Consider the following 21917-nt stretch of genomic DNA (forward strand, 5'->3'; position numbering starts at 1 on the left):
CACACCGACCGACGGCAGCCTCCAGCCTCTCCCAGGAACGCGACCGCGGCCTGCCCGGTGGGCCGGGTGCGTGGCGTACGCACGGCCCGGCGCGTCAGGGCAGCAGCCCGGCCCGGCGCGCCGCGACCACGGCCTGCAGCCGGGTGTGGGCGCCCAGCTTGCGCATCGCGGAGCGCAGGTACCCCTTGACCGTCTCCGGGCGCAGCCCCAGCCGCTCGCCGACCGCCGCGTTCGTCGCGCCGGAGGCCACGCAGGACAGCACGTCCACCTCGCGCGGCGCCAGGGCCACCACCGGGCCGCCGCGGGCCCCTCCGGAGGCCGCCGCGAGCCGGCCGCAGGCCGCCAGCATCTCCTGCCGCAGCGCTTCGTCGCCGACCCGGTGGGCCAGGGCACGCAGCGCGCTGTGCGCCTCCCTGACCTCCTCCCACATCACCGGATCGGCGGCGGTCGGCTGCCGGGCCACCGACAGCAGCCGCTCCGCCTCGTCCTGCACCACCAGCGCTTGCTCCAGCTCCCTGGCCGCCTCCAGCGCGGCCGACAGGGGCCGGTCACCCAGTTGCAGCGGCTGCCGCAGCGCCCCGTACAGCACGCCGCGCACCCGGCGTCGGACCACGACCGGCACCGCCAGGACGGACTTCAGCCCCTCGGCCGCCACCGCCGCGTCGTACTCGTGGCTGATCACCACGGAGGAGTGGTAGTCGGTCACCGCGAACGGCCGGGAGCGGGCCGCTGCCTTGCCGCCCAGCCCGTTGCCGGAGTCGATGCGCAGGCCGCGCAGCGCGGTGGTGGCGGTGCCGGTCATCTCGCCGATGCGGAAGCGGCCGCCGCCCGAGAGCAGACCGCCGAAGGCCACGGGCAGTCCGCTGGCCCGGCGCAGCCGCAGCAGCGCCGCCCTGACTTCGGCGGACTCGTTCCGCTCCGCATCGTTCCGCACGCGTCAACCTCCGCTTCCCCCCGTTCGGGGGTGGTGAGACCTGCGTCACTGATTACACGATGGCCGGAAGCCGCGGGGCAATGAGGAGGACACATGGCGGACACGCGCGGTACCAGCCCGACGGAAGGGTTCCGGGCAGCACGGGACTTCCTGTTGCGGCACCGGGAGGACTACGAGGCCGCTCGCGAGGGCTTCAGCTGGCCGCGCCCCGAGCGCTTCAACTGGGCGCTGGACTGGTTCGACGCCATCGCCCGGGACAACGATCGGCTCGCGCTGCACATCGTGGAGGAGGACGGCCGGGAGACCCGGCTGACCTTCGAGGAGATGCGCCGCCGGTCGAACCGCGCGGCGAACTGGCTCACCTCGAAAGGGGTAAGCGCCGGCGACCGCATCATCGTCATGCTCGGCAACCAGGCCGAGCTGTGGGAGACCGCGCTCGCCGCGATGAAGCTGCGCGCCGTCGTCATCCCCGCGACGCCGCTGCTCGGCCCCGCCGACCTCACCGACCGCGTCGAGCGGGGCCGCGCCCGCCACGTGATCGTGCGGTCCTCCGACACGGCCAAGTTCGACGGCGTGCCCGGCGACTACACCCGGATCGCGGTGGGCGGCGCGGCCCCCGGTTGGCTGGCGTACGAGGACGCGTACGACAGCCCCGACACGTTCGAGCCGACCGGCGGAACCGCGCCGGACGACCCGCTGATGCTGTACTTCACCTCCGGGACGACGGCCCGGCCGAAGCTGGTGGAGCACACCCACACCTCGTACCCGGTCGGCCACCTCGCGACGATGTACTGGATCGGCCTGAAGCCGGGCGACGTGCACCTGAACATCTCCTCGCCGGGCTGGGCCAAGCACGCCTGGTCCAACCTCTTCGCGCCCTGGAACGCCGAGGCCACCGTCTTCCTCTACAACTACACCCGGTTCGACGCGGCCCGGCTGATGGCGGAGATGGACCGGGCGCACGTCACCACCTTCTGCGCGCCGCCCACCGTCTGGCGGATGCTCATCCAGGCCGACCTGAGCGCGCTGAAGACCGCGCCCCGCGAGACCGTCGCGGCCGGCGAGCCGCTCAACCCGGAGATCATCGAGCAGGTCCGGCAGAGCTGGGGCGTGACCATCCGGGACGGCTTCGGCCAGACCGAGACCGCCGTCCAGGTCGCCAACACCCCGGGCCAGCCCCTCAAGCCCGGCTCCATGGGCCGCCCCACGCCCGGTTACGACGTGGTCCTGCTGGACCCGGTGACCGGCGAGCCGGGCGACGAGGGCGAGATCGCGCTCGACCTGCGGAACCGCCCGGTCGGGCTGATGGCCGGCTACCACGGCGACCCCGAGCGCACCGCCGAGGCGATGGCCGGCGGCTACTACCGCACCGGCGACATCGGCTCCCGGGACGGCGACGGCTGTCTGACCTACATCGGCCGCGCCGACGACGTGTTCAAGGCCTCCGACTACAAGATCAGCCCGTTCGAGCTGGAGAGCGCCCTGCTGGAGCACGAGGCGGTCGCCGAGGCCGCCGTCGTCCCCGCGCCCGATCCGCTGCGGCTCGCCGTGCCCAAGGCGTACATCGTGCTGGCCGCCGGCTGGGAGCCGGGCCCGGCGACCGCCAAGGCGCTCTTCGAGCACTCCCGAGAGGTGCTGGCCCCCTACAAGCGCGTCCGTGTCCTGGAGTTCGCCGAGCTGCCCAAGACCGTGTCCGGCAAGATCCGCCGCATCGAGCTGCGCGAGCGCACCGCCGGCGGCGACCGCGGCGCCGAGTACCGCGAGGAGGACCACCGATGAGCACGCACGAGACCACGGCGCCGGACGGCCGTCCGCTGTCCTACGAGAGCGGCGAACGCGACCGGCCCCTGCTGGACCGCACCATCGGCGCCGACCTGGAGCTGGCCATCGAGCGGTTCGGCGACCGCGAGGCGATGGTCGACGTGGCCGGCGGCCGGCGCTGGACGTACGAGCAGTTCGGCCGCGCCGTCGACGAGGTCGCGCTCGGCCTGCTCGCCAAGGGCGTCACCAAGGGCGACCGGGTCGGCATCTGGGCACCCAACTGCGCCGAGTGGACGCTGACCCAGTACGCCACGGCCCGCATCGGCGCCGTCATGGTCAACATCAACCCGGCCTACCGGACGCATGAACTGGCGTACGTGCTGAACCAGTCGGGCATCGAGGTGCTGGTCTCCGCGACCGCGCACAAGTCCAGCGACTACCGGCGGATGGTGGCGGAGGTGCGCCCGGACGCGGCCCGCCTCCGCGAGGTCGTGTACATCGCCGACCCCACCTGGGAGGAGCTGCTGGCGGCCGGGACCTCGGTGCCCGCGGCGCGGCTGTCGGAGGTCGCGGCGACCCTCACGCCCGACGACCCGATCAACATCCAGTACACCTCCGGCACCACCGGCTTCCCCAAGGGCGCCACCCTCTCGCACCGCAACATCCTCAACAACGGCTACTGGGTGGGCGAGGCCGTCGGCTACACCGAAGCGGACCGGGTCTGCCTGCCGGTGCCCTTCTACCACTGCTTCGGCATGGTCATGGGCAACCTCGCGATCACCTCGCACGGCGCCTGCTCCGTGATCCCGGCGCCCGCCTTCGACCCGGCCGCGACGCTCCGCGCCGTCCAGCAGGAGCGCTGCACCTCGCTCTACGGCGTTCCGACCATGTTCATCGCCGAGCTGAACCTCCCCGACTTCGCCTCCTACGACCTCGGCTCGCTGCGCACCGGCATCATGGCCGGCTCGCCCTGCCCGGTGGAGGTCATGAAGCGGGTGGTCGCCGAGATGCACATGGCGGAGGTCTCCATCTGCTACGGCATGACCGAGACCTCGCCGGTCTCCACCCAGACCCGCCGCGACGACGACCTGGAGCACCGCACGGAGACCGTCGGCCGGGTGCTGCCGCACATCGAGGTGCGGGTCGTCGACCCGGCCACGGGGGAGACGGTGGAGCGCGGCGAGCCGGGTGAACTGTGCACCCGTGCGTACAGCGTGATGCTCGGTTACTGGGAGGAGCCCGAGCGCACGGCCGAGGTCATCGACGCGGACGGCTGGATGCACACCGGGGACCTCGCCGTCATGAACGACGACGGCTACCTCCGCATCGTCGGCCGCATCAAGGACATGATCATCCGGGGCGGCGAGAACGTCTATCCGCGGGAGATCGAGGAGTTCCTCTACTCCCACCCGAAGATCGCGGACGTGCAGGTGGTGGGCGTACCGGACGAGAAGTACGGCGAGGAGATCGCCGCCTGCGTCATCCTCAAGGACCCGGACACCACGCTCACTCAGGCGGAGCTGGCCGACTTCTGCCGCGACCGCCTCGCCCACTACAAGGTCCCGCGCTACCTCGACCTCCTGGACGCCTTCCCGATGACGGTCAGCGGCAAGGTACGCAAGGTCGAACTCCGCGACCGGCTGGCGGCGGAGCTCAGGGACGGTCCAGCCTGAGGCGCTGCGCGCGCGGCAGCCCCGCGACGACCAGGTCGTAGGAGTCCTCGATCAGCTCCTTGACCTGGTGGTCCGGGAGGGCACCGGTCAGCGTCACGGTGTTCCAGTGCCGCTTGTTGAGGTGGTAGCCGGGGACGATCTCGGGATGCGCCGCGCGCAGCCGCACCGCCTCCTCGGGGTCGCACTTGAGGCTGACGGTGAGCGGGTCGGCCGCGTCGAGCGCGGAGAGCGCGAAGATCTTCCCGCCCACCTTGTAGACCGCCAGGTCGGGGTTGAAGGGGAACTCTTCGACGGCGCCGTTGAATTCCAGGCAGAAGGCGCGCAGGGCGCGGTGATCGAACATGAGGTCATTGTGCCGAGAAGTGGGCGAACAGCATCTCGGTGTTGTCACCCCGCAGGCCCACCCCGCCCGGCGCCACCAGCCGGCCGGGCGCGCGGTCCTCGGCGTCCAGCACGGTACGGCCGTTCAGGGCCAGCCGGAGCCGGACGGCGTCCCCGGCGACCGTGCGCACGGCCGCCGTCACCTGGTGCCAGCGGCCGTAGGGCAGAGCGTGCCGGCCCTCGGCGAGGGTGGTGTACTCACCCTCCGTACCGCCCGTGCGCTCCGCTGACGGGTGCTTCCGCTTGAGGACCACCGCGCCGTCCCGGCGGCGGAAGCTCAGCGCGTACAGCTCCTGCGGGCCGTGGTACCGGAGCCAGAGGTGCCCGCCGTCCCAGTCCACGGCCGGCGTCCGCGCGGTGCTGCCGGGACGGTCGAGCAGCACCCAGCACCGCACGGTGGCGTCCCCGAAGTCCCGGCGGCGGCCGACCAGCCGGAAGACGGCCGAGCCCGTGTGGTCCCCGGAGTCCGGCCCCGGCGCTTCCCCGTCGGGGACGCCGGTCCAGCCGCAGCCCCGGCGCGCGAACAGCGAACCGCTGGTCACCTGCCAGTCGGCGGTGGTGCGGGCGTCGGCGGCGTCCGGACGGCGGTACGCGTACTCATTGGTCACCAGCCCCGCCGGCGGGAAGTCCGGGCGGAACGGACGCGGCCAGGACCGGCAGTCCTCCTGGTCCGGCGGCGTGCCGCCGCTGCCCCGCACCGCCCCGGACGCCGCCCCGTCGGCCGGTCCCGGCCGCGCCTCGTACAGGGGCGCGGCCGTGGCCAGCGTGCCGGCGGCCGTGCCGAACGCCGTGGTCAGCAGCGCCCGCCGGGACAGCGCGGACCCCCGGGCACCATCCCGGCGGTCCGCCTGCGGTCGCCCGGCCATCAGCGGCCTCCGCCCGGAGCCGTGGCGGGCCGCCGGTCCGCCAGGGTGAGGGCCGCGAAGTGCGGCCACGGCGCGCGGGCATCGGTGGTGCAGATGCCGAGGGCGATGCCGCCCGCGGTCCGGGCGGCCGGCGTTCCGGCCGCCGTCCGCACGGTGATCCGGGTGCCGCCGTCCACCCGTACGACGGTACGGGCCGGGCTCACGAGGACCCGGAGCCGGTGCCGGCGCGCGGGTGCCAGCTCCCGTTCCGCGACCGTACGCAGGCGGGCCGGGCTGCCGGTCGCGACCCGGACGCGGTCCCGGCTGAGATAGACCGTCAGCGGATGCCGGCTGCCCTTCCGCACGGTGAGCACGGTGTGGTTGCCGGTACCGCGCAGCCCCGCCGCCGTGGCCCCCACCGTGTAATCGGCCCAGTCGGCGGAGCCGATGCTCCGGTAGTCCGCCGCGAGGCAGCCGCGGCGCGCCGGGAGGGGGCCGCGGCCGGCGAGGGAGCCGGGGCGCACGCCGCCCGCGGCGGCCAGGTCGCCGCGGAGCCGCCACCGGGCCGGGTCCCGGAGGGGACGCGGGACCGTGCCGGGGGCGACCGGCGTCCACTCCGCGATCCCGTCCATCAGCTCCCGGACCCCGGTGCGGGCGGTCACCTCCAGGCGCTGGACCCGCCCGGCCGCCGCCGCCCGCGGGCCGGGCGGCAGCGTGGCGCCGGTGGCGTTGGTCAGGGTGACGGCGAACCGCTGCCGCAGGAGGCGCTGCGGGGACGGTTCGCCCGGCCGCAGGTTGGAGTCCTCCGCCGTCTCGGAGAACGGGTAGGCGAAGACCGTCGGCCGCGGCAGGCCGTGCCCGGTGATCTCGGCGACCGACCGGTCCAGGTCGCGGACCACCCGCCGCCGGTACTCCGCCGGGGTCTCGCGGCGGCCCGCGCCGGGCAGCCAGAGCCGGTTGGTGAGGGCGGAGCCGCGGTGCCCGGCCGCGTCCACCGGGGCGCGGTGGTGGGAGTCGTGGGTGTGGCCCTGGAAGTCCCAGCGCCCCGACTCCGCCATCCGCCGGATCTCGTCCCAGGAGAGGTAGTACGAGTGGCGCCGGCCGACCTGCCCGGTGATCAGGAAGGCCGTCGCACGCATCCGGTGACCGGCCAGAAGAGGGTCGGCGTACTGCCACAGGCCCTGCGCGCCGTCGTCGAACGTGAGGTACACCGACCGTGCCGGGACCCGCCCGCCGCGCAGGTAGCGGGTGAACTCCGCGCTGGTCAGGGTGGAGTAGCCGGCGTCGGCGAGCGCCGTGAGCTGGGCGTCGAAGGCCTCGGGCGAGACGGTGTACGGGCTGTGGCCGTGCGGCCGGACGTCGTGGTACGCCAGCACCACGGGGCCGTTGGGGCGCGGCTGCCGCGCCGGGGCGGCGGCCGGGCCGCCGGGGTTCTTCCCGGCCTCCGGAGCCGGTTCCGGAACCGATTCCTGCCGGGCGACGGCCTGCCGGTACGCGTGGTACTGCCAGGCCGCGCCGAACGGCAGGCACAGCAGGACGGCGGCCAGCAGGGACAGCAGCACCCGGGCGAACGGGCGGGCCGGAGCGCGCTTCCCGGAGCGCGGCGCGGCCGTCACAGCGGCCGTCCCCGGGTGAGGACCAGGAGGTAGACCGCGACGACCGCCGCGGTGACCAGGACGGCGGCCAGCGCCCGGCCGGCGGTGCGCAGTGCGGCTCTCATGCCGTCCCCCTGGACCAGATGCCGCGCCGGACGGTCAGCAGCGAGTACGGCAGCAGCCAGGCCAGCAGCACCGAGGAGACCAGGCTCATCAGCGGCCGGTGGCGCCAGCGGGTGTCCCCGGGGTGGTCCGCCTTGTAGGCCAGCCCCCAGACGCAGCCCTTCAGCAGGACGCCGCACAGGTAGAGGAGGGTCAGGAAGCCGAGGCCGTGCAGGGGCGCCCAGAGGAGGTGCTGGGCGGCCATGACGGGGGCGGCGACCACCCACAGGACGTGCCCGTAGTACAGCGCCGCGGGGCCGGGGCCGCGGCGCCACATGAAGGAACCGGTGAAGAACAGGTTGCGGATGAAGCTCTTCTTCCACCGGACCTGCTGCCGCAGGAAGGGCCGCACGCGGGCGGGGACGTCGGTCCACACCTGCGCCGAACGGACGTAGCCCACACGCCACTTGCGTGCGGGGTAGTCGTGGCCGGCGACGAAGGGGGAGTCCCGGTAGGCCCGCTTCAGGGCCTCGCCGCGCCAGAGCTGGCCGAGCACGTAGCCGGTGAGCTGGCGGTCGGTGGCGAAGCGGAAGGGGGCGCCCAGGAACCTGTCCGCCGCCCACGCGGGCAGGTAGTTGTAGACGGCGTCGCGGCGGAAGGCCGCCAGCGGGCCGGAGACGCAGGACACCGACCCGAAGGACGCCTCGGCCGCCTTGGCGATCCTGAACTGCCCCTCGTACCAGACGTCCTGGGCCCGCGCGAGCAGGCTGCTCTCCGCGTTGAGCGCCCGGCAGTGGCCGCTGACCGCGCCCAGCTCCGGGTGCCGGACCAGCGCGTCCACGCAGCGCCGCAGCGCGTCGGGGGCGAGGACGCAGTCGGAGTCGGTGAAGACGAGGACGTCGCCGTCGGCGATCTCGCACGCCCGGACCAGCGCGTGCTTCTTGCCGACGTTCTCCGGCAGCCGCAGGACGGTCACGCCCAGCTCGTCGCGGAGGCGTTCCAGCACCTCGGCCGTGCCGTCCTCGGAGTGGTCGTCCACCACGACGATCTGCGTGCGCGGCTGGTCGGAGGCGGCCATGGACCGTACGCAGTCCTCGATGCGGTGCACCTCGTCCTTGACCGCGAGCAGAAAGCTGACGCGGGGTTCGGCGGGCAGCGGCGGGAACTCCTCGGTGGCCCGCGGGCGCCGTCGCAGCTCGCGGACGGCCGGGTCGTCGTAGCGGGTGTAGGCGAGGTAGAGCATGGTGAGGGTGCCGGTCAGCACGGTGATGCCGTAGAACGCGGGCAGGCTCGCCTGGTCGGGCAGCCGTACCGCCTGACGGGCGAGGACGAGGAGTACGGGCAGCAGGCAGCACAGGGTGAGGACCCGGCGCAGGGCGTGCCGGGTGGCGGGGTCCAGCCGGTCCATGAGCGCCGTCGCCCGGCGCGCCCGAGCCCCGCGGCCGCGCCCGGGACCGGTGTCGGTACGCACGCTCATCCGGCCGCTCCGGTCGCCTCGGCCCGCACCGCCGGCAGCCGGTGGGTCGCGTCGAGCACGGCGGTGCTCCCGGCCAGCCAGGCCAGGTCCGTGCCGGGGTGCACGGTGTGGACGACGACCAGGTCCCAGTCGCTGCCCGTCACGGGATCGACGCTGTGCCGGACCGTGCCGTGGTGTTCCAGACAGGGCACCAGCGGGTCGGCGTACTCCACCCGGGCACCGGCGGCGGCGAGCCGGTCCATGATCTCCAGCGCCGGGCTCTCCCGGACATCGGCCACCGCCGCCTTGTAGGTGACGCCGACGAGCAGCACGCGGGCGCCGGCCGCGGGCAGCCCCCGGGCGGCCAGCGCCGCCAGGGCCCGCCCGGCCACCTGCGCGGGGCGGCCGGCGATGGCCGTCATGGCGGTGTCCACCAGCGGCGAGGCGGCGCGTCTGCCGCGCAGCTGCCACAGGAGGTAGTGCGGGTCGCACGGGATGCAGTGGCCGCCCACGCCCGGCCCCGGATAGAAGGGCATGAAGCCGTACGGCTTGGTGGCGGCGGCCTCGATGACGGACAGCGGGGCGAGCCCCAGGTCCAGGCAGTGGTCGGCCAGTTCGTTGGCGAGCGCGATGTTCACGGCCCGGAAGGTGTTCTCCCACAGCTTGCTCATCTCGGCCGCCTCGGGGCTGTCCACCCGGTGCACGGCGGGCGCCGTACGGGCCAGCAGCGCGGCGGCGAGTTCGGTGCTGCGGGGGCCGGCCCCGCCGACCACCCGGGGCGTGCGGTCCGGGGTGTGCCCGGTGTTGCCCGGGTCGATCCGTTCCGGCGCCGAGGCGACGAAGACGTCCGTACCGGCCCGCAGCCCCCGCCGGGCGAGCGGCTCGACGAGCAGGTCGCGGGTGGTGCCGACATAGCTGGTGGAGGTGAGCATCAGCAGCTGCCCGGGCACCGCGTGGGCCACCACGGAGGCGCAGGCGGCCGAGAGGGCACCGAGGTCGGGGACGAGGTGCCGGTCGACCGGGGTCGGCACGCAGATGATCACGGCGTCCGCGCCGCTCACGGCCGCGGGTTCGGCCGTGAGCCGGAAATCGGGGTCGGTGACCGCGGTCCGCAGCGCGTGGCGCTGTTCCGGGAGCAGATCGGCCTCGCCGGCGCGGATCTGCCGCAGCCGGGGCGCGCTGGTGTCGATGCCGACGACCGCCGTCCCGGCGGCGCGCAGGGCGAGCGCCATCGGCAGGCCCACGTACCCCAGGCCGACCACGGCGACGGTCGCACAGCGGTGGGCCGGCTGCTGGGCCGGTACGTTCGGGCCGTCGGCGGTCTCCGGCGCGGGGGGAGGGCCGAGGTCCGGTGTGCGGGCGACCGTCCCCGCCCCGGGCGCCGGCCGCTGACTACGTGTGTCGTCGTGGATGCTCACACAAGGAACATTTCAGCCCGTCCTGTGATGCGATGAAATTGATGCGGCAACAGCAAGCACATGACCGGCCAAGTTCACCCGGCCGGAGGAGGAGGTCACAGCGGGCGGCGTCCTTCGGTGAAGATCGCGCAACGCCATTGACCTGTCTACTCGTCATATGGCTGATTGAAAGGCCCCTTGACGAGGTGATGGAGGAGAGCCCTGTGCTCACGCTCGAAGGCAAGACCGCGGTCATCACGGGTGCCGCCCGCGGCCAGGGAGAGGCGGAGGCGCGGCTGTTCGCCCGGCTCGGCGGGCGCGTGGTCCTGGCCGACGTGCTGGACGAGCCCGGGAAGCGGGTCGCCGACGAGATCGGTGAGGCGGCGTGCTACGTCCACCTCGACGTCACCGACGAGGCGGGGTGGCAGACGGTCGTGGCCACCGCGATCGCGGAGTTCGGCGGCGTGGACGTACTGATCAACAACGCCGGCGTGCTGCGCTCGATGCCGCTGGCCGACGAGACCATGGAGAACTTCGAGCGCACGCTGCGGATCAACCTCGTCGGCCCGTTCCTCGGCATCAAGGCGGTCCGGGAGGCGATGATCGCGGCCGGCGGCGGCTCGATCGTCAACATCTCCTCCGTCGGCGGCCTCACCGGCATCCCCCGCACCGGCGGCTACGGCGCGTCCAAGTGGGGCCTGCGCGGCCTGACGAAGATCGCCGCGCTGGAGCTGGGCGAGTACGGCATCCGGGTCAACTCCGTGCACCCGGGCGTCATCGACACCCCGATGGTGGCCGAGGTGGCGGCGATGCCGAACGGCGGCGCGGCGCCGGGTGTGGCGCTGGGCCGCATCGGCCTGCCGGACGACGTCGCGGGCCTGGTCGCCTTCCTCGCCTCGGATGCCTCCGCCTACCTCACCGGCGCCGAGATCGCCGTGGACGGCGGCTCGTCGGCGGGCCCGGTGCCGCCGGCCGCCCCACAGGGCGAGGCGGCCGCTGTGGGATAGCTCTCGCCCACCGTTCCGCCAGGGGCGAAGGGGGCATGGGGCGACAGAACGGGCGCACGGTACCGGCTGGTTCCGTGCGCCCTTCGTGCTGCCACGGCGGTCCGTAAACTGTTCGGAAAGACGAACGGCGCGCCGGTCGTTCCCGTTCGGTTGACGGAACAGTAGTGCGGCCGCATCGCCGCGGAAGGGCGGGCAGGGTGAGCGTCCCCGAGGGCTCGATCCGGGACATGCTGGCGGCGAACCTGAAGCACGCCAGGGCACAGCGGGGGCTCTCGCTCTCCGAACTGTCCCGGCGCTCCAGGATCGGCAAGGCGACGCTGTCGCAGCTGGAGTCCGGCACCGGAAACCCCACCATCGAGACGGTTTTCAGCCTCTCGCGCGCGCTGGAGGTGTCGATCTCCGGACTGCTGGACACCCGTCCCGCCGACGGCCCGACCGTGGTGCGCGCCGCGGAGGTGGAGGTGCTCAGCGGCGACGCGGTGGACCTGCGCCCGCTGCGCCGCTTCGAGCCGGGGGAGGGCGGCTTCGAGGTGTACGACCAGCAGGTGCGCGAGGGGGCGCGGCAGAACTCGCTGGGCCACGTCGGCACCGAGCACACGATCGTGCAGGCCGGCCGGCTCGCCGTGGACGTCGAGGGCGAGCGCATCGAGCTCGGGCCCGGGGACTACATCGGCTTCGACGCCTCGCGGCCGCACGCCTACACCGCGCTGGGCGGCCCCGTCCGCTCGGTACTGCTGCTCCGCTACGGGCCGGGCCGGCGCCCGGAGGGCCGGGACGCGCACCCCGCGCCCGGGCCGCACGCCTGACGGGCCGGAAGCCCGAAGCGGCCGGAATCGGCTCTGACGCACCGTCAGGCCGATTCCGTAGATTCCATGCCCACCCCATTGACCTTCCCCCGAGCCCCTCCTAGCCTCGCATCGTTCGGTAAAGCGAACGAAGGAGCGGCCCATGCGGTCGATGAACGGAACGCGGGTGGTGGTCATCGGCGCCGGCATCGTCGGCGCGGCCTGCGCCCGCGAACTCGCCCTGGCCGGCGGCTTCCGGGTCACGGTCGTGGACCGGGGCGGCGCCGCCGAGGCGACCACCGCGCACGGCGAGGGCAACGTCCTCGTCTCCGACAAGGGACCGGGCCCCGAACTCCGGCTCGCCCAGCTCTCCCGCCGCCTGTGGCCGGAGACGCTGGCCGCCGTCGCCGGACGCTCGCCCCGCGCCGCCGACGCCGTACGCGCCGTCGAATGGGACCCCAAGGGCGGCATCGTCGTCGCCACCACCGAGGCCGGCGCCGCGGAACTCACCCGCTTCGCCGCCGCCCAGCGCACGGCCGGCGTACGGGCCGACCCGCTGGACGCCGCCGCACTCGCCGCGGCCGAACCGCACCTCACCCGCGACCACGCCGCGGCCCTGCACTACCCCGAGGACGCCCAGGTCCAGCCCGCCGCCGCGGCCGCCGCACTGCTCGGCGACGCCCTCGCGCACGGCGCCACGCTCCGCACCGGCCGCGAGGTCCTCGGCGCCCGCACCCGCGGCGGCCGCCTCACCGCCGTGCGCACCACCGAAGGCGACCTCGCCGCCGACCTCTTCGTCAACGCGGCGGGCCCCTGGTCCGGGCGGCTCGCCGCCCGCCTCGGCGCGCCCGTCGACGTCCGCCCGCGCCGCGGCGACATCCTCGTCACGGCGCCGCTGCCGCCCACCGTCTTCCACAAGGTCTACGACGCCGACTACGTGGGCGCGGTCGGCAGCAGCGCCGAGGACCTGCAGACCTCGGCCGTCGTCGAGGCCACCCGCGGCGGCAGTGTGCTGCTCGGCTCCTCCCGCCGCCGCGCCGGCTTCGACGACCGGCTGCGCCCCGAGGTGCTGTCCGCGATCGCCGCCAAGGCCCTGCGGCTCTTCCCGGGCCTCGCCGACGTGGCCGTGATGCGCGCCTACGGCGGCTTCCGCCCGTACGTACCCGACCACCTCCCCGTCATCGGCGCCGACCCGAGGCTGCCGGGCCTGTGGCACGCGAACGGCCACGAGGGCGCCGGCATCGGCCTCTCCCTCGGCACCGCACGCCTGCTCCGCGACCTGGTGTGCGGCGACGGCCCGGAGCTCGACCCGGACCCGTTCCGGGTGGACCGCCCGGCCGTACTGGGCACCTCGGCCACCGCCCCGAGTGAGGAGAGCGCATGAGCCCCCGACTGTTCCGTGCCCCGGCCGGCACCCCCGGACAGCCGCCCGAACGCCCCGTGCGGATCACCGTGGACGGCGAGCCGGCCGGCGGCGTCGCGGGCCAGACCATCGCGGGCGTGCTGCTCGCGGCCGGCCGCACCTCCTGGCGCACCGCACGCTCGGGCGCCCCGCGCGGCGTGTTCTGCGGCATCGGCGTCTGCTTCGACTGCGTCCTGACCGTCAACGGCGTCCCCGACGTACGGGCCTGCCGCCGCCGCGCCGCGGACGGGGACGTGGTGACCACGCAGACACGGACCGCGCCGGAGGACGAGGCATGACGGCAGCACCGCGCGCGGACAGCCGCCATGTGGTCGTCGTCGGGGCCGGGCCGGCCGGTCTCGCCGCCGCCGCTTCCGTGCTGGCGGCCGGTGCCCGGGTCACCCTCGCCGACGCGGCGGAGCGGCCCGGCGGCCAGTACCACCGCACGCCCGCCGAGGAGTTCGGCGGACCGCGCGACGACAGGTCCCGCTTCGACCGCCTCCGCCGCCGCGTCCTCGGCCACCCGCGCTGCACCTGGCTCGCGGAGACCTCCGTCTGGGCACTGGAGCGGCCGGACCCCCAGGAGCCGGGCCCACCCCTCGTCCACACCCTGACCGGCCCCGCCGACGGCAACGACAGGCACCGCCGCGTCCTCACCCCCGACGCCCTGGTCCTCGCCCCCGGCGCCCACGACCGCGTGCTGCCGTTCCCCGGCTGGGACCTGCCCGGGGTGTACGCGGCCGGTGCCGCGCAGGCGCTCGTCAAGGGCGAGCGACTGGTGATCGGCGACGCCGTGCTGCTCGCGGGCACCGGCCCGTTCCTGCTGCCGGTCGCCGCCGCCCTGCTGTCCGCCGGCGCCGGCCTGCGGGCCGTCCTGGAGGCCAACCCGGCAGCGACCATCGCCCGCGGCTGGACGAGCCGCCCCTGGCAACTGGCGTCCCACCCCACCAAGGCCGCAGAACTGATCCGCTACGCCGCACTCCTGACACGACATCAAGTCCCTTACTCAACGGGCAGGACGGTGATCGAGGCACGTGGCGAAGGCCGTGTCGAAGAGGCCGTCACCGTCCGTCTGCGCCCCGACTGGTCGGTCGTACCCGGCAGCGAACGCAGCGTTCCCGTGGACGCGCTCTGCGTCGGCCACGGCTTCAGCCCACAGCTGGAACTGCCGCTCGCCGCGGGCTGCGCGCTGCTGCGCACCCCGGCCGGTGAGTTCGTCGCCGTCGACGACGATCAGCTCACCAGCGTCCCCGGCATCTACGCGGCCGGCGAGGCCACCGGCATCGCGGGCGCGCCCGCCGCCCGTACCGAAGGAGCGCTCGCCGGCTGGCTCGCCGCCGGCGGCGACCCCGCGGCCCCCGCACTGCGCCGGGTGCGCCGCAACCGCGACCGCGGCCGCGCCTTCGCCGCGCGGCTCGCCGCCGCCCACCCCATCGGCCCCGCCTGGCCCGGCTGGCTACGGCCGGAAACGGTGATCTGCCGCTGCGAGGAGACGGACTACGGCACGCTCTGCCGCGCCGCCACCGACGCGTCCGGTGCCGCGCCCCGCGTCACCAAGCTCGCCACCCGCGCGGGCCTCGGCCCCTGCCAGGCCCGGATCTGCGGCCCCACCGTCGCCGAACTCACCACCCGGCTGCGCGGTGCCCCGCCCGGCCGCCCGGCGGAGGGCCTGCCGCCCGCTGCCCCGCACCGCCGCCCCCTCGCCCAGCCCATCCGCCTCGGCGAACTGGCCCGCACCCCCACCGACCCGAAGGAGAGCACCGCATGACACGCACCGCCTCCCACCGCCCCGCAGGCCTCGGCGGCGTGGTCGTCGCCACCGCGCTGCCCTACCGCGCGGACCCCGCAGCGCCCGCCGGCCTCGCCGTCGACCTGGACCGGTACGCCGAACACTGCCGCTGGCTGCTGGACAGCGGATGCGACGGGATCGGCCCGAACGGCTCGCTGGGGGAGTACTCCTCCCTCACCGACGCCGAACGCCGCGCGGTCGCCCGGACCGCGGTCGAAACGGCGAACGGCGACGGCACCGTCATCGTCGGCGTGCACGGAGTGGGCAGCCACCAGGCCCGCCACTGGGCCGAACTCGCGGCCGAGGACGGCGCCGACGGCGTACTCTGCCTGCCGCCGACCATGTACCGCGCCAACCCCACCGAGGTCATCGCCCACTTCGAAGCGGTGGCCGCCGTCGGCCTCCCCGTCATGGTCTACAACAACCCCTTCGACACCAAGGTCGACCTCACTCCCCAACTCATCGCCGAGATAGCCCAGATCGACAACATCATCGCGGTCAAGGAGTTCTCGGGCGACGTCCGCCGCGTCCTGGAGATCAAGGAACAAGCACCCGGACTGGATGTCATCAGCGGCGCGGACGACGTGGTCCTGGAAAGCCTCCTGATGGGCGCCGTCGGCTGGTTCGCGGGCTTCCCGAACGTCTTCCCCGCCGAGTCCGCGAAGCTCTACGCACTGGCCAGGGCCGGGCGCCTGGAGGAGGCACGCGCGCTGTACGAGCCGCTGGTCGCCGCCTTCCGCTGGGACTCCCGTACCGAATTCGTGCAGGCCATCAAGGCGGGCATGGACCAGGTGGGCCGGTACGGCGGTCCTTGCCGCCCACCCCGCGGCCCGCTCGTCCCCGAACACCGCGCCCAGGTCCGGGCCGACATGGCCCGCGCCATCACCGCCCTCGAAAAGCCGGCGACCGCCTCATGAAATCGATCCGCACCCTCACCGCCGTCGACTCCCACACCGAGGGCATGCCCACCCGGGTGGTGACCGGCGGGGTCGCCCCGATCCCCGGCGCCACCATGGCCGACCGCCGCCGGTACGCCGTAGAACACCTCGACGGACTCCGCCGCTTCCTCGTCGACGAGCCGCGCGGCCACCCCGCGATGAGCGGCGCCCTGCTCCAGCCGCCCACCCGCCCCGACGCCGACTGGGGCGTCCTCTACATCGAGGTCAGCGGCTTCCTGCCGATGTGCGGACACGGCACGATCGGCGTCGCCACGGTCCTGGTGGAGACCGGCATGGTCCCGGTCACCGAGCCGGAGACCGTAGTCCGCCTGGACACCCCCGCCGGCCTGGTCGAGGCGCGCGTGACGGTACGCGACGGCGCCGCCGAAAAGGTGACACTACGCAACGTGGACGCCTTCACCCTGGAACTCGACGCCAAGGTGAAGGCACCCGGCCTGGGCGAGATCCACTACGACATGGCATACGGCGGCAACTTCTACGCAATCGTAGAACTGGACACCCTGTCCCTCCCGTTCGACCGCACCCACAAGAACGACATCCTCTCCGCCGGCCTGCGCATCATGGCCGCGGTCAACGAGCAGAACCAGCCGGTCCACCCCACCGACCCCCTCATCTCAGGCTGCAAACACGTCCAGTTCATCGCACCGGGATCCAACGCCCACCATTCCCGCAACGCCATGGCCATCCACCCCGGCTGGTTCGACCGCTCCCCCTGCGGCACAGGCACCTCGGCACGAATGGCGCAACTCCACACCCGAGGCGAACTCCCACTCCACACCGACTTCGTGAACGAATCCTTCATCGGCACCCAATTCACTGGCCGACTGGTCGCCACCACCAAAATCGGCGGACTGCCCGCCGTAGTACCGGAGTTCGCAGGCCGCGCCTGGATCACCGCCACGGCGAACTACGTACTGGACCCGCGGGACCCCTTCCCCGAGGGCTTCGTCCTGTGACGCCCCCCCGGCGGCACTGTGGAGGACGACGGGAGGGGACGGGGGCGCAGGGGTGGGGTCCTGGACGACTGCCCGTGATTTGTGGCCCAACGGGGGCTGCACGTGCGACGGCCCCGAACGGGCCGTAAATCATGGGTCCAGGACCCCACCCCGGAGCCCCCGGCCCCGGCACCACAACGCAACCGACACCACAACGCAACCGGCGCCCCCCGAACCACACCGTTCAGGGCCCACTCCTGATCAACTCATCCGCAGCGTCGTTCACAGGCTGCGGCGTACCCGTGAGATCCATGACGAACAGCGGAAGATGCAGCGCGTCGGCGCGGGCCCGGGCCTCCCTCGCGTACCCCGCCAGGGAGAAGAACACCGCCAGCGCCGAGTCGTTGAGCCCGTTCAGCCAGACCGTCTCGATCTCCCGCAGCCGGGTCGGCCGCGTGGTCGGGTCGACCTGCGCCACCAGCCCGCGCCCCCGTACGTCCACCCCCGACGAACTGCGCTCAGGGGCCCGCACGACCTCGGTGAACCCCAGCCACTTCAGGTACTGGACGGCGGCGGTGACGCAGTCCCGCGCGGTCCGTATCGTCACGGGCCGGAACGCGGGCCGCAGCACGGCCGGCGGCACGGCGGAGCGGTAGCGGTGCGACGCGCGCCCGGGCGGGGTGGTCTCCGGAGCCGGCGGCCCCGGCGCCGGTATCACCGGGACCCGGGCGACCGTGCCGCAGGAGCACGCCGACTCCGGCGCCGGCCACTCGTCCAGCCGCCCGCAGGACTCGCACCGTACCTCGACCCAGGAGCTCTGCCAGGTGCGGTGCTGGATCTCGACGGGCACCCCGCCGCGCAGCACGGGCATGGTCAGAGGTGCCCCGCACGCGCACGGAAAGGTCGGCGGCGTGAAGGCGTTCTCGCGGCGGCACGTAGGGCAGCGCACCGGCACGCTGTCGGCCATGTTCGGCTCCTGGCGGGTTGGTCGGTTCATCACCGCCCATGGTCCCCCGGAATACGTCGTTCGCGCGGCGAAACGCGCGGAGAGCGACACAGGGCCCGGCGCTCCGTGACCGTACGGAGTGCCGGGCCCTGCGGGTGGTGCCCGTCCGGTGACACGGGTTACAGGCGCGACAGGACACGCGCCACCGGACGGAGTCTGGTGGAGGGGGGTGCGGCCGAGGCGCGACCGGTGAGGCCGATGCGGCCGGTGTGACGATGGCGTGCTCCGCGGTGACGGGGGAGAGGACGCGCCCTTCCCTATGAGACGCGCCCGTCCCACCGCACTGGTTACTCCCACGGCACCGCGGAGCCACCGTCGGCCGGCGACCGAGGCCGCCGGCCGGTCCGTACCGCCCGGCCACCCCTCAACGGGTCGGACGGTACGGACGCGCAAGGTTGCTGACCTCCCGTCAGCCCTCACGCAGTCTTCGGGACCGGTGTTCGGTCCTCCCTCTGAACCGGTGTTCAGCGACCGGAGTTCAGTCCTCGCGGAGTTCGCGGACCGCGGCCTCCACGCGCTTGCCGTAGTCCGGGTCCGCCGCGTGGAAGTGCGCGAGGTTCTTCTCGATGACGTCGTCACGGGAGACCTGCGAGAGGCCGCCGGCGATGTTCGCCACCAGACGCTTCTTCTCGTCCTCCGACATCAGCCGGTACAGCTCGCCGGCCTGGAAGAAGTCGTCGTCCTTGGTGTGCTGCGGCGCCTCGTGGGTGCCGGTGTGCCCGTTGACGGCGAACGGGGAGGACAGCGCCTCGTTCGTCTGCACCGGGCCGTCGTAGCTGTTCGGCTCGTAGTTCTTGGCGCCCCGGCCCTGGGCGTTGGCGGCCATCAGGCCGTCCCGGCCGTAGTTGTTCGCCGTGGTCGCCTTGGGGGCGTTGACCGGCAGCAGGGTGTGGTTGACGCCCAGGCGGTAGCGCTGCGCGTCGGCGTAGGCGAAGAGCCGGCCCTGGAGCATCTTGTCGGGCGACGGGCCGATGCCGGGCACGAAGTTGTTCGGCGAGAACGCGGACTGCTCGACCTCGGCGAAGACGTTGTCGGGGTTGCGGTCCAGGACCATCCGGCCCACGCGCTGCAGCGGGTAGTCCTTGTGCGGCCACACCTTGGTGAGGTCGAACGGGTTGAAGCGGTAGTCCGCCGCCTCGGCCGCCGGCATGACCTGCACGTACAGCGTCCAGGACGGGTACACGCCGCGCTCGATGGACTGGAGCAGGTCGGTCTGGTGCGAGTTGGCGTCCTTGCCGGACAGCTCGGCGGCCTGGTCGGCGTCCAGGCAGCGGATGCCCTGGTTGGTCTTGAAGTGGTACTTGACGAAGAAGGCCTCGCCCTTGGCGTTGGTCCACTGGTAGGTGTGCGAACCGTAGCCGTTCATGTGGCGGTAGGAGGCCGGCACGCCGCGGTCGCCCATCAGCCAGGTGACCTGGTGGGTCGCCTCGGGGGCGTGCGCCCAGAAGTCCCAGACGTTGTCCGGCTCCTGCTTGCCCGTGAAGGGGTCGCGCTTCTGGGAGTGGATGAAGTCGGGGAACTTGATCGGGTCCTTGATGAAGAACACCGGGGTGTTGTTGCCGACGAGGTCGTAGTTGCCCTCTTCGGTGTAGAACTTGACCGCGAAGCCGCGCGGGTCACGGGCGGCGTCCGGACCGCCGAGGCTGTCGGCGACGGTCGAGAAGCGGATGAACATCTCGGTCCGCTTGCCGATGGTGTTGAGGAAGTCGGCGCGGGTGAAGCCGGTGACGTCGTCGGTCACCTCGAAGTAGCCGTAGGCGCCGGAGCCGCGGGCGTGGACCACGCGCTCCGGGATGCGCTCCCGGTTGAAGCGGGCGAGCTTCTCGATGAGGTGCTGGTCCTGGAGGACGATCGGGCCACCGACGCCGGCGGTGGCGGAGTTCTGGTTGTCGGCGACGGGGGCGCCCGACTCCGTGGTGAGTGTGCGCGCCGTCAGCGTGGGCTTCGACATGGTGACCTTTCGTACGAAGAGCGCGGAAGCCGACTTCCGCATGTTGGAGCGTATGGAGGGCTCCAACCAAACGTCAACAGTTTGTTGAAAACTTGCTGGGGTCCTTCTACCACCGCACGCAGCGGCCGGAAAAGGGTCCCGGCGGCGGCACCTGGGCGCGACAGGGCAGGTGTCGGCGCCGCCGCCGGAAGCTTGTGTGCGAGGCTCACGCCTCGGGTGCGGCCAGGACGGAGACCACTGCCGGGCGCCGCGTGGAGACGCTCTCCTTGCGGGCCCACTCCAGTGCCGAGCGCAGGTCCTCCCGGCCGGTGACCCGGCGCCCCGAGCAGCCGTGAGCCCCGGCGAGGCGCACGATGTCCGGGCCGCGTTCGTCCCGGTCGAGCAGCAGCTGCACGTACGGCACACCGTCCTCCTCCGCCGCCGCCAACTCCTCGGCGAACGGTGGCAGTCCGGGCCCCGCGGCGATGCCCACCAGCAGGGCGTCCGGCGCCGTGGCGGAAAGTGCCGCCCGGGCCCCGAGCGCCGCGGGGATCTCCCACCCCGGCGGCCCGCCGCGGCCGTGCAGCAGCAGCCGGCGCGGCCGGCGGACCGGTAACGCCGCGGCGCCCCACTCCGCGTACACCTCCTCCGTGAGCACGAAGCAGGTGCCGGGGCCCGTGCCGAGGACCGCGTCGATTCCGGCGTGCACCTGCCCGGCGGGTACCGGGCCGCTCCGCGGGCCGGCCGCCCGGACCGCGGCCCCGGCGGGTTCGGCCCACGGATGGGGCGGCCGCTCCGCGCGCTCCCCGGCGGCGCCGAGCAGCGCCTCCAGGAACAGCCGCGCGTCGGCGACGACCCCGAGTCCCGGCGTGCCGTACCCGCCGAGCGCCGCGGGGTCGGCGTCCACCTGGACCACCGTCCGCGCCCCCGTGAGGAGGTCGGCGCCCCGGCCGGTGCCGAGCGCGAGGACGCAGTCCGCGGCGGCCAGCGCCCGGCCTCCCGTCCCCGACGGGCACCCGACGCTCCCCACGTGGAGGGCGTGGCCGTCCCCCGCGCAGCCGCGGCCGCCGGGGGTGTCGGCGAAGGGCACCCGCAGCCGCTCGGCGAGCGTGCGCAGCGCGGTGCCGGCCCCTGACTCCGGCACCCCGCCGCCCGCCAGCAGCAGCGGCCGGCGCGCGGCCAGCAGCAGCTCCAGCGCGGCCGCGACCTGCGCGGGCCGGGGCGCGCCGCTCCGTACCGGCAGCGTCGCGTCGGCCGCGGGTGCGTACGCGATCTCCGTCCCGTCCGCCCCCGGGGGCAGCTCCACCAGGACCGGTCCCGGCCGGCCCTCGCGGGCCGTGCGGAACGCCTCGCGCAGCGCCCACGGCAGGCGGGCGGCGGCGACGGCCGGCAGCACCTGCTTGGTCACCGGCCGGGCCGGTCCGGCGGCGCCGGGCCCGGTCGCGAGGCAGACCAGCGGGACGCCGTCGGCGTGCGCGGTGTGCAGCCCGGGCACCAGTGCGGGGCCGGACGCCGCGCCCGCGACGACCACCCCCGGCCGCCCGCTCGCGCGGGCCCAGCCGTCGGCCATGTGCACGGCCGACTGGGGATGACGGGCCGTCAGGCGGCCGAGGTCCGCCGCCGAGAACGCCGCGTACAGCGGGCCGCCGGGCGCGTCCGGGCAGCCGAAGGCGTGGTCGGCGCCCTCGTCCCGGACGATCCGGGCGGCCACCGCCGCTGCGGTCGTCCTCGGTGTCGGCATCGGTCGCTCCCCCTCTCGGCCCGTCCCTCAGCCCTGGGTGGGGAGGCCGGAGAGGCGTTCGACGCCGCGGAGGAGGGCGGAGTGGTCCAGGCCGCCGTCGCCCTGGGCGCGCAGGGAGGCGACGAGGTTGGCGACGACGGAGCCGACGGGGAGGGCGGCGCCGACGGTGCGGGCGGCGTCGGTGACGATGCCCATGTCCTTGTGGTGGAGGTCGATGCG

The 21917-nt window shown here is 74.1% G+C and carries 19 protein-coding genes; 9 read left to right on the forward strand and 10 right to left on the reverse strand.

All coding sequences use genetic code 11. The features are described 5' to 3' along the window. Positions 1-94: 94 nt before the first annotated feature. On the reverse strand, positions 95-934 hold the full coding sequence (locus ACZ6WH_RS36745; RefSeq protein WP_469734185.1) for a helix-turn-helix transcriptional regulator: 840 nt from the start codon (positions 932-934) through the stop codon (positions 95-97). A gap of 93 nt (positions 935-1027) precedes the next feature. On the opposite strand from ACZ6WH_RS36745, the gene ACZ6WH_RS36750 reads away from it, so the two are divergent. Together ACZ6WH_RS36750 and ACZ6WH_RS36755 are read left to right on the forward strand one after the other, a co-directional pair. Further along, complete coding sequence (locus ACZ6WH_RS36750; RefSeq protein ID WP_469734187.1) at positions 1028-2713, forward strand: AMP-binding protein; 1686 nt, start codon at positions 1028-1030, stop codon at positions 2711-2713. Then, complete coding sequence (locus tag ACZ6WH_RS36755; protein WP_469734189.1) at positions 2710-4368, forward strand: AMP-binding protein; 1659 nt, start codon at positions 2710-2712, stop codon at positions 4366-4368. The genes ACZ6WH_RS36750 and ACZ6WH_RS36755 overlap by 4 nt, the downstream gene beginning before the upstream one ends. Here the strand turns inward: ACZ6WH_RS36755 and ACZ6WH_RS36760 are convergent. The 5 genes from ACZ6WH_RS36760 to ACZ6WH_RS36780 all read right to left on the reverse strand — a co-directional run bounded on the left by ACZ6WH_RS36760 (position 4349) and on the right by ACZ6WH_RS36780 (position 10165). Then, complete coding sequence (locus tag ACZ6WH_RS36760; protein WP_432859859.1) at positions 4349-4711, reverse strand: MmcQ/YjbR family DNA-binding protein; 363 nt, start codon at positions 4709-4711, stop codon at positions 4349-4351. The genes ACZ6WH_RS36755 and ACZ6WH_RS36760 overlap by 20 nt on opposite strands. Before the next feature lie 4 nt (positions 4712-4715). Continuing rightward, positions 4716-5615, reverse strand: a complete 900-nt coding sequence (locus ACZ6WH_RS36765) for a hypothetical protein (protein WP_469734191.1) — start codon at positions 5613-5615, stop codon at positions 4716-4718. Next, a complete protein-coding gene (locus ACZ6WH_RS36770) occupies positions 5615-7210 on the reverse strand; it encodes a polysaccharide deacetylase family protein (RefSeq protein ID WP_469734193.1) in 1596 nt (531 codons plus the stop codon). Before ACZ6WH_RS36770 ends, ACZ6WH_RS36765 begins: the two co-directional genes overlap by 1 nt. Positions 7211-7310: 100 nt before the next feature. Next, positions 7311-8768, reverse strand: coding sequence for a glycosyltransferase family 2 protein (locus ACZ6WH_RS36775; RefSeq protein ID WP_469734195.1), 1458 nt, complete (start codon positions 8766-8768; stop codon positions 7311-7313). After that, on the reverse strand, positions 8765-10165 hold the full coding sequence (locus ACZ6WH_RS36780; RefSeq protein WP_469734197.1) for a nucleotide sugar dehydrogenase: 1401 nt from the start codon (positions 10163-10165) through the stop codon (positions 8765-8767). The genes ACZ6WH_RS36775 and ACZ6WH_RS36780 overlap by 4 nt, the downstream gene beginning before the upstream one ends. Before the next feature lie 203 nt (positions 10166-10368). Between ACZ6WH_RS36780 and ACZ6WH_RS36785 the strand changes: the two genes are divergently transcribed. The 7 genes from ACZ6WH_RS36785 (at position 10369) to ACZ6WH_RS36815 (ending at position 17042) form a co-directional block, all read left to right on the forward strand. Then, positions 10369-11151 (forward strand): glucose 1-dehydrogenase, encoded by a 783-nt coding sequence (locus ACZ6WH_RS36785; protein ID WP_469734199.1) that lies wholly within the window; start codon positions 10369-10371, stop codon positions 11149-11151. A 197-nt stretch (positions 11152-11348) separates the two neighbouring features. Beyond that, positions 11349-11957: a helix-turn-helix domain-containing protein gene (locus ACZ6WH_RS36790; protein ID WP_469734201.1), complete on the forward strand. Its 609-nt coding sequence runs from the start codon at positions 11349-11351 to the stop codon at positions 11955-11957. Positions 11958-12108: 151 nt separating this feature from the next. Further along, positions 12109-13320 (forward strand): NAD(P)/FAD-dependent oxidoreductase, encoded by a 1212-nt coding sequence (locus tag ACZ6WH_RS36795; RefSeq protein ID WP_469734238.1) that lies wholly within the window; start codon positions 12109-12111, stop codon positions 13318-13320. Continuing rightward, positions 13317-13637, forward strand: coding sequence for a (2Fe-2S)-binding protein (locus tag ACZ6WH_RS36800; protein ID WP_469734203.1), 321 nt, complete (start codon positions 13317-13319; stop codon positions 13635-13637). The genes ACZ6WH_RS36795 and ACZ6WH_RS36800 overlap by 4 nt, the downstream gene beginning before the upstream one ends. Then, entirely contained in the window at positions 13634-15106 is a 1473-nt protein-coding gene (locus ACZ6WH_RS36805; protein WP_469734205.1) for an FAD-dependent oxidoreductase, read from the forward strand. Before ACZ6WH_RS36800 ends, ACZ6WH_RS36805 begins: the two co-directional genes overlap by 4 nt. After that, complete coding sequence (locus tag ACZ6WH_RS36810; RefSeq protein WP_469734207.1) at positions 15103-16044, forward strand: dihydrodipicolinate synthase family protein; 942 nt, start codon at positions 15103-15105, stop codon at positions 16042-16044. Before ACZ6WH_RS36805 ends, ACZ6WH_RS36810 begins: the two co-directional genes overlap by 4 nt. Next, positions 16041-17042 (forward strand): proline racemase family protein, encoded by a 1002-nt coding sequence (locus tag ACZ6WH_RS36815; protein ID WP_469734209.1) that lies wholly within the window; start codon positions 16041-16043, stop codon positions 17040-17042. The genes ACZ6WH_RS36810 and ACZ6WH_RS36815 overlap by 4 nt, the downstream gene beginning before the upstream one ends. Before the next feature lie 223 nt (positions 17043-17265). Here ACZ6WH_RS36815 and ACZ6WH_RS36820 read toward each other — a convergent pair whose 3' ends face one another. The 4 genes from ACZ6WH_RS36820 to ACZ6WH_RS36835 all read right to left on the reverse strand — a co-directional run. Beyond that, positions 17266-17988: a hypothetical protein gene (locus ACZ6WH_RS36820; RefSeq protein WP_469734211.1), complete on the reverse strand. Its 723-nt coding sequence runs from the start codon at positions 17986-17988 to the stop codon at positions 17266-17268. 517 nt (positions 17989-18505) lie between these two features. Then, positions 18506-19978: a catalase gene (locus tag ACZ6WH_RS36825; RefSeq protein WP_469734213.1), complete on the reverse strand. Its 1473-nt coding sequence runs from the start codon at positions 19976-19978 to the stop codon at positions 18506-18508. A gap of 205 nt (positions 19979-20183) precedes the next feature. Further along, positions 20184-21698, reverse strand: coding sequence for a thiamine pyrophosphate-binding protein (locus tag ACZ6WH_RS36830; protein WP_469734215.1), 1515 nt, complete (start codon positions 21696-21698; stop codon positions 20184-20186). Between the two features lie 27 nt (positions 21699-21725). Further along, positions 21726-21917, reverse strand: a 192-nt coding sequence (locus ACZ6WH_RS36835) for an NAD-binding protein (protein WP_469734217.1), incomplete at its 5' end; no start/stop codon positions are given.

Source organism: Streptomyces sp. NPDC050806, from assembly GCF_055586425.1.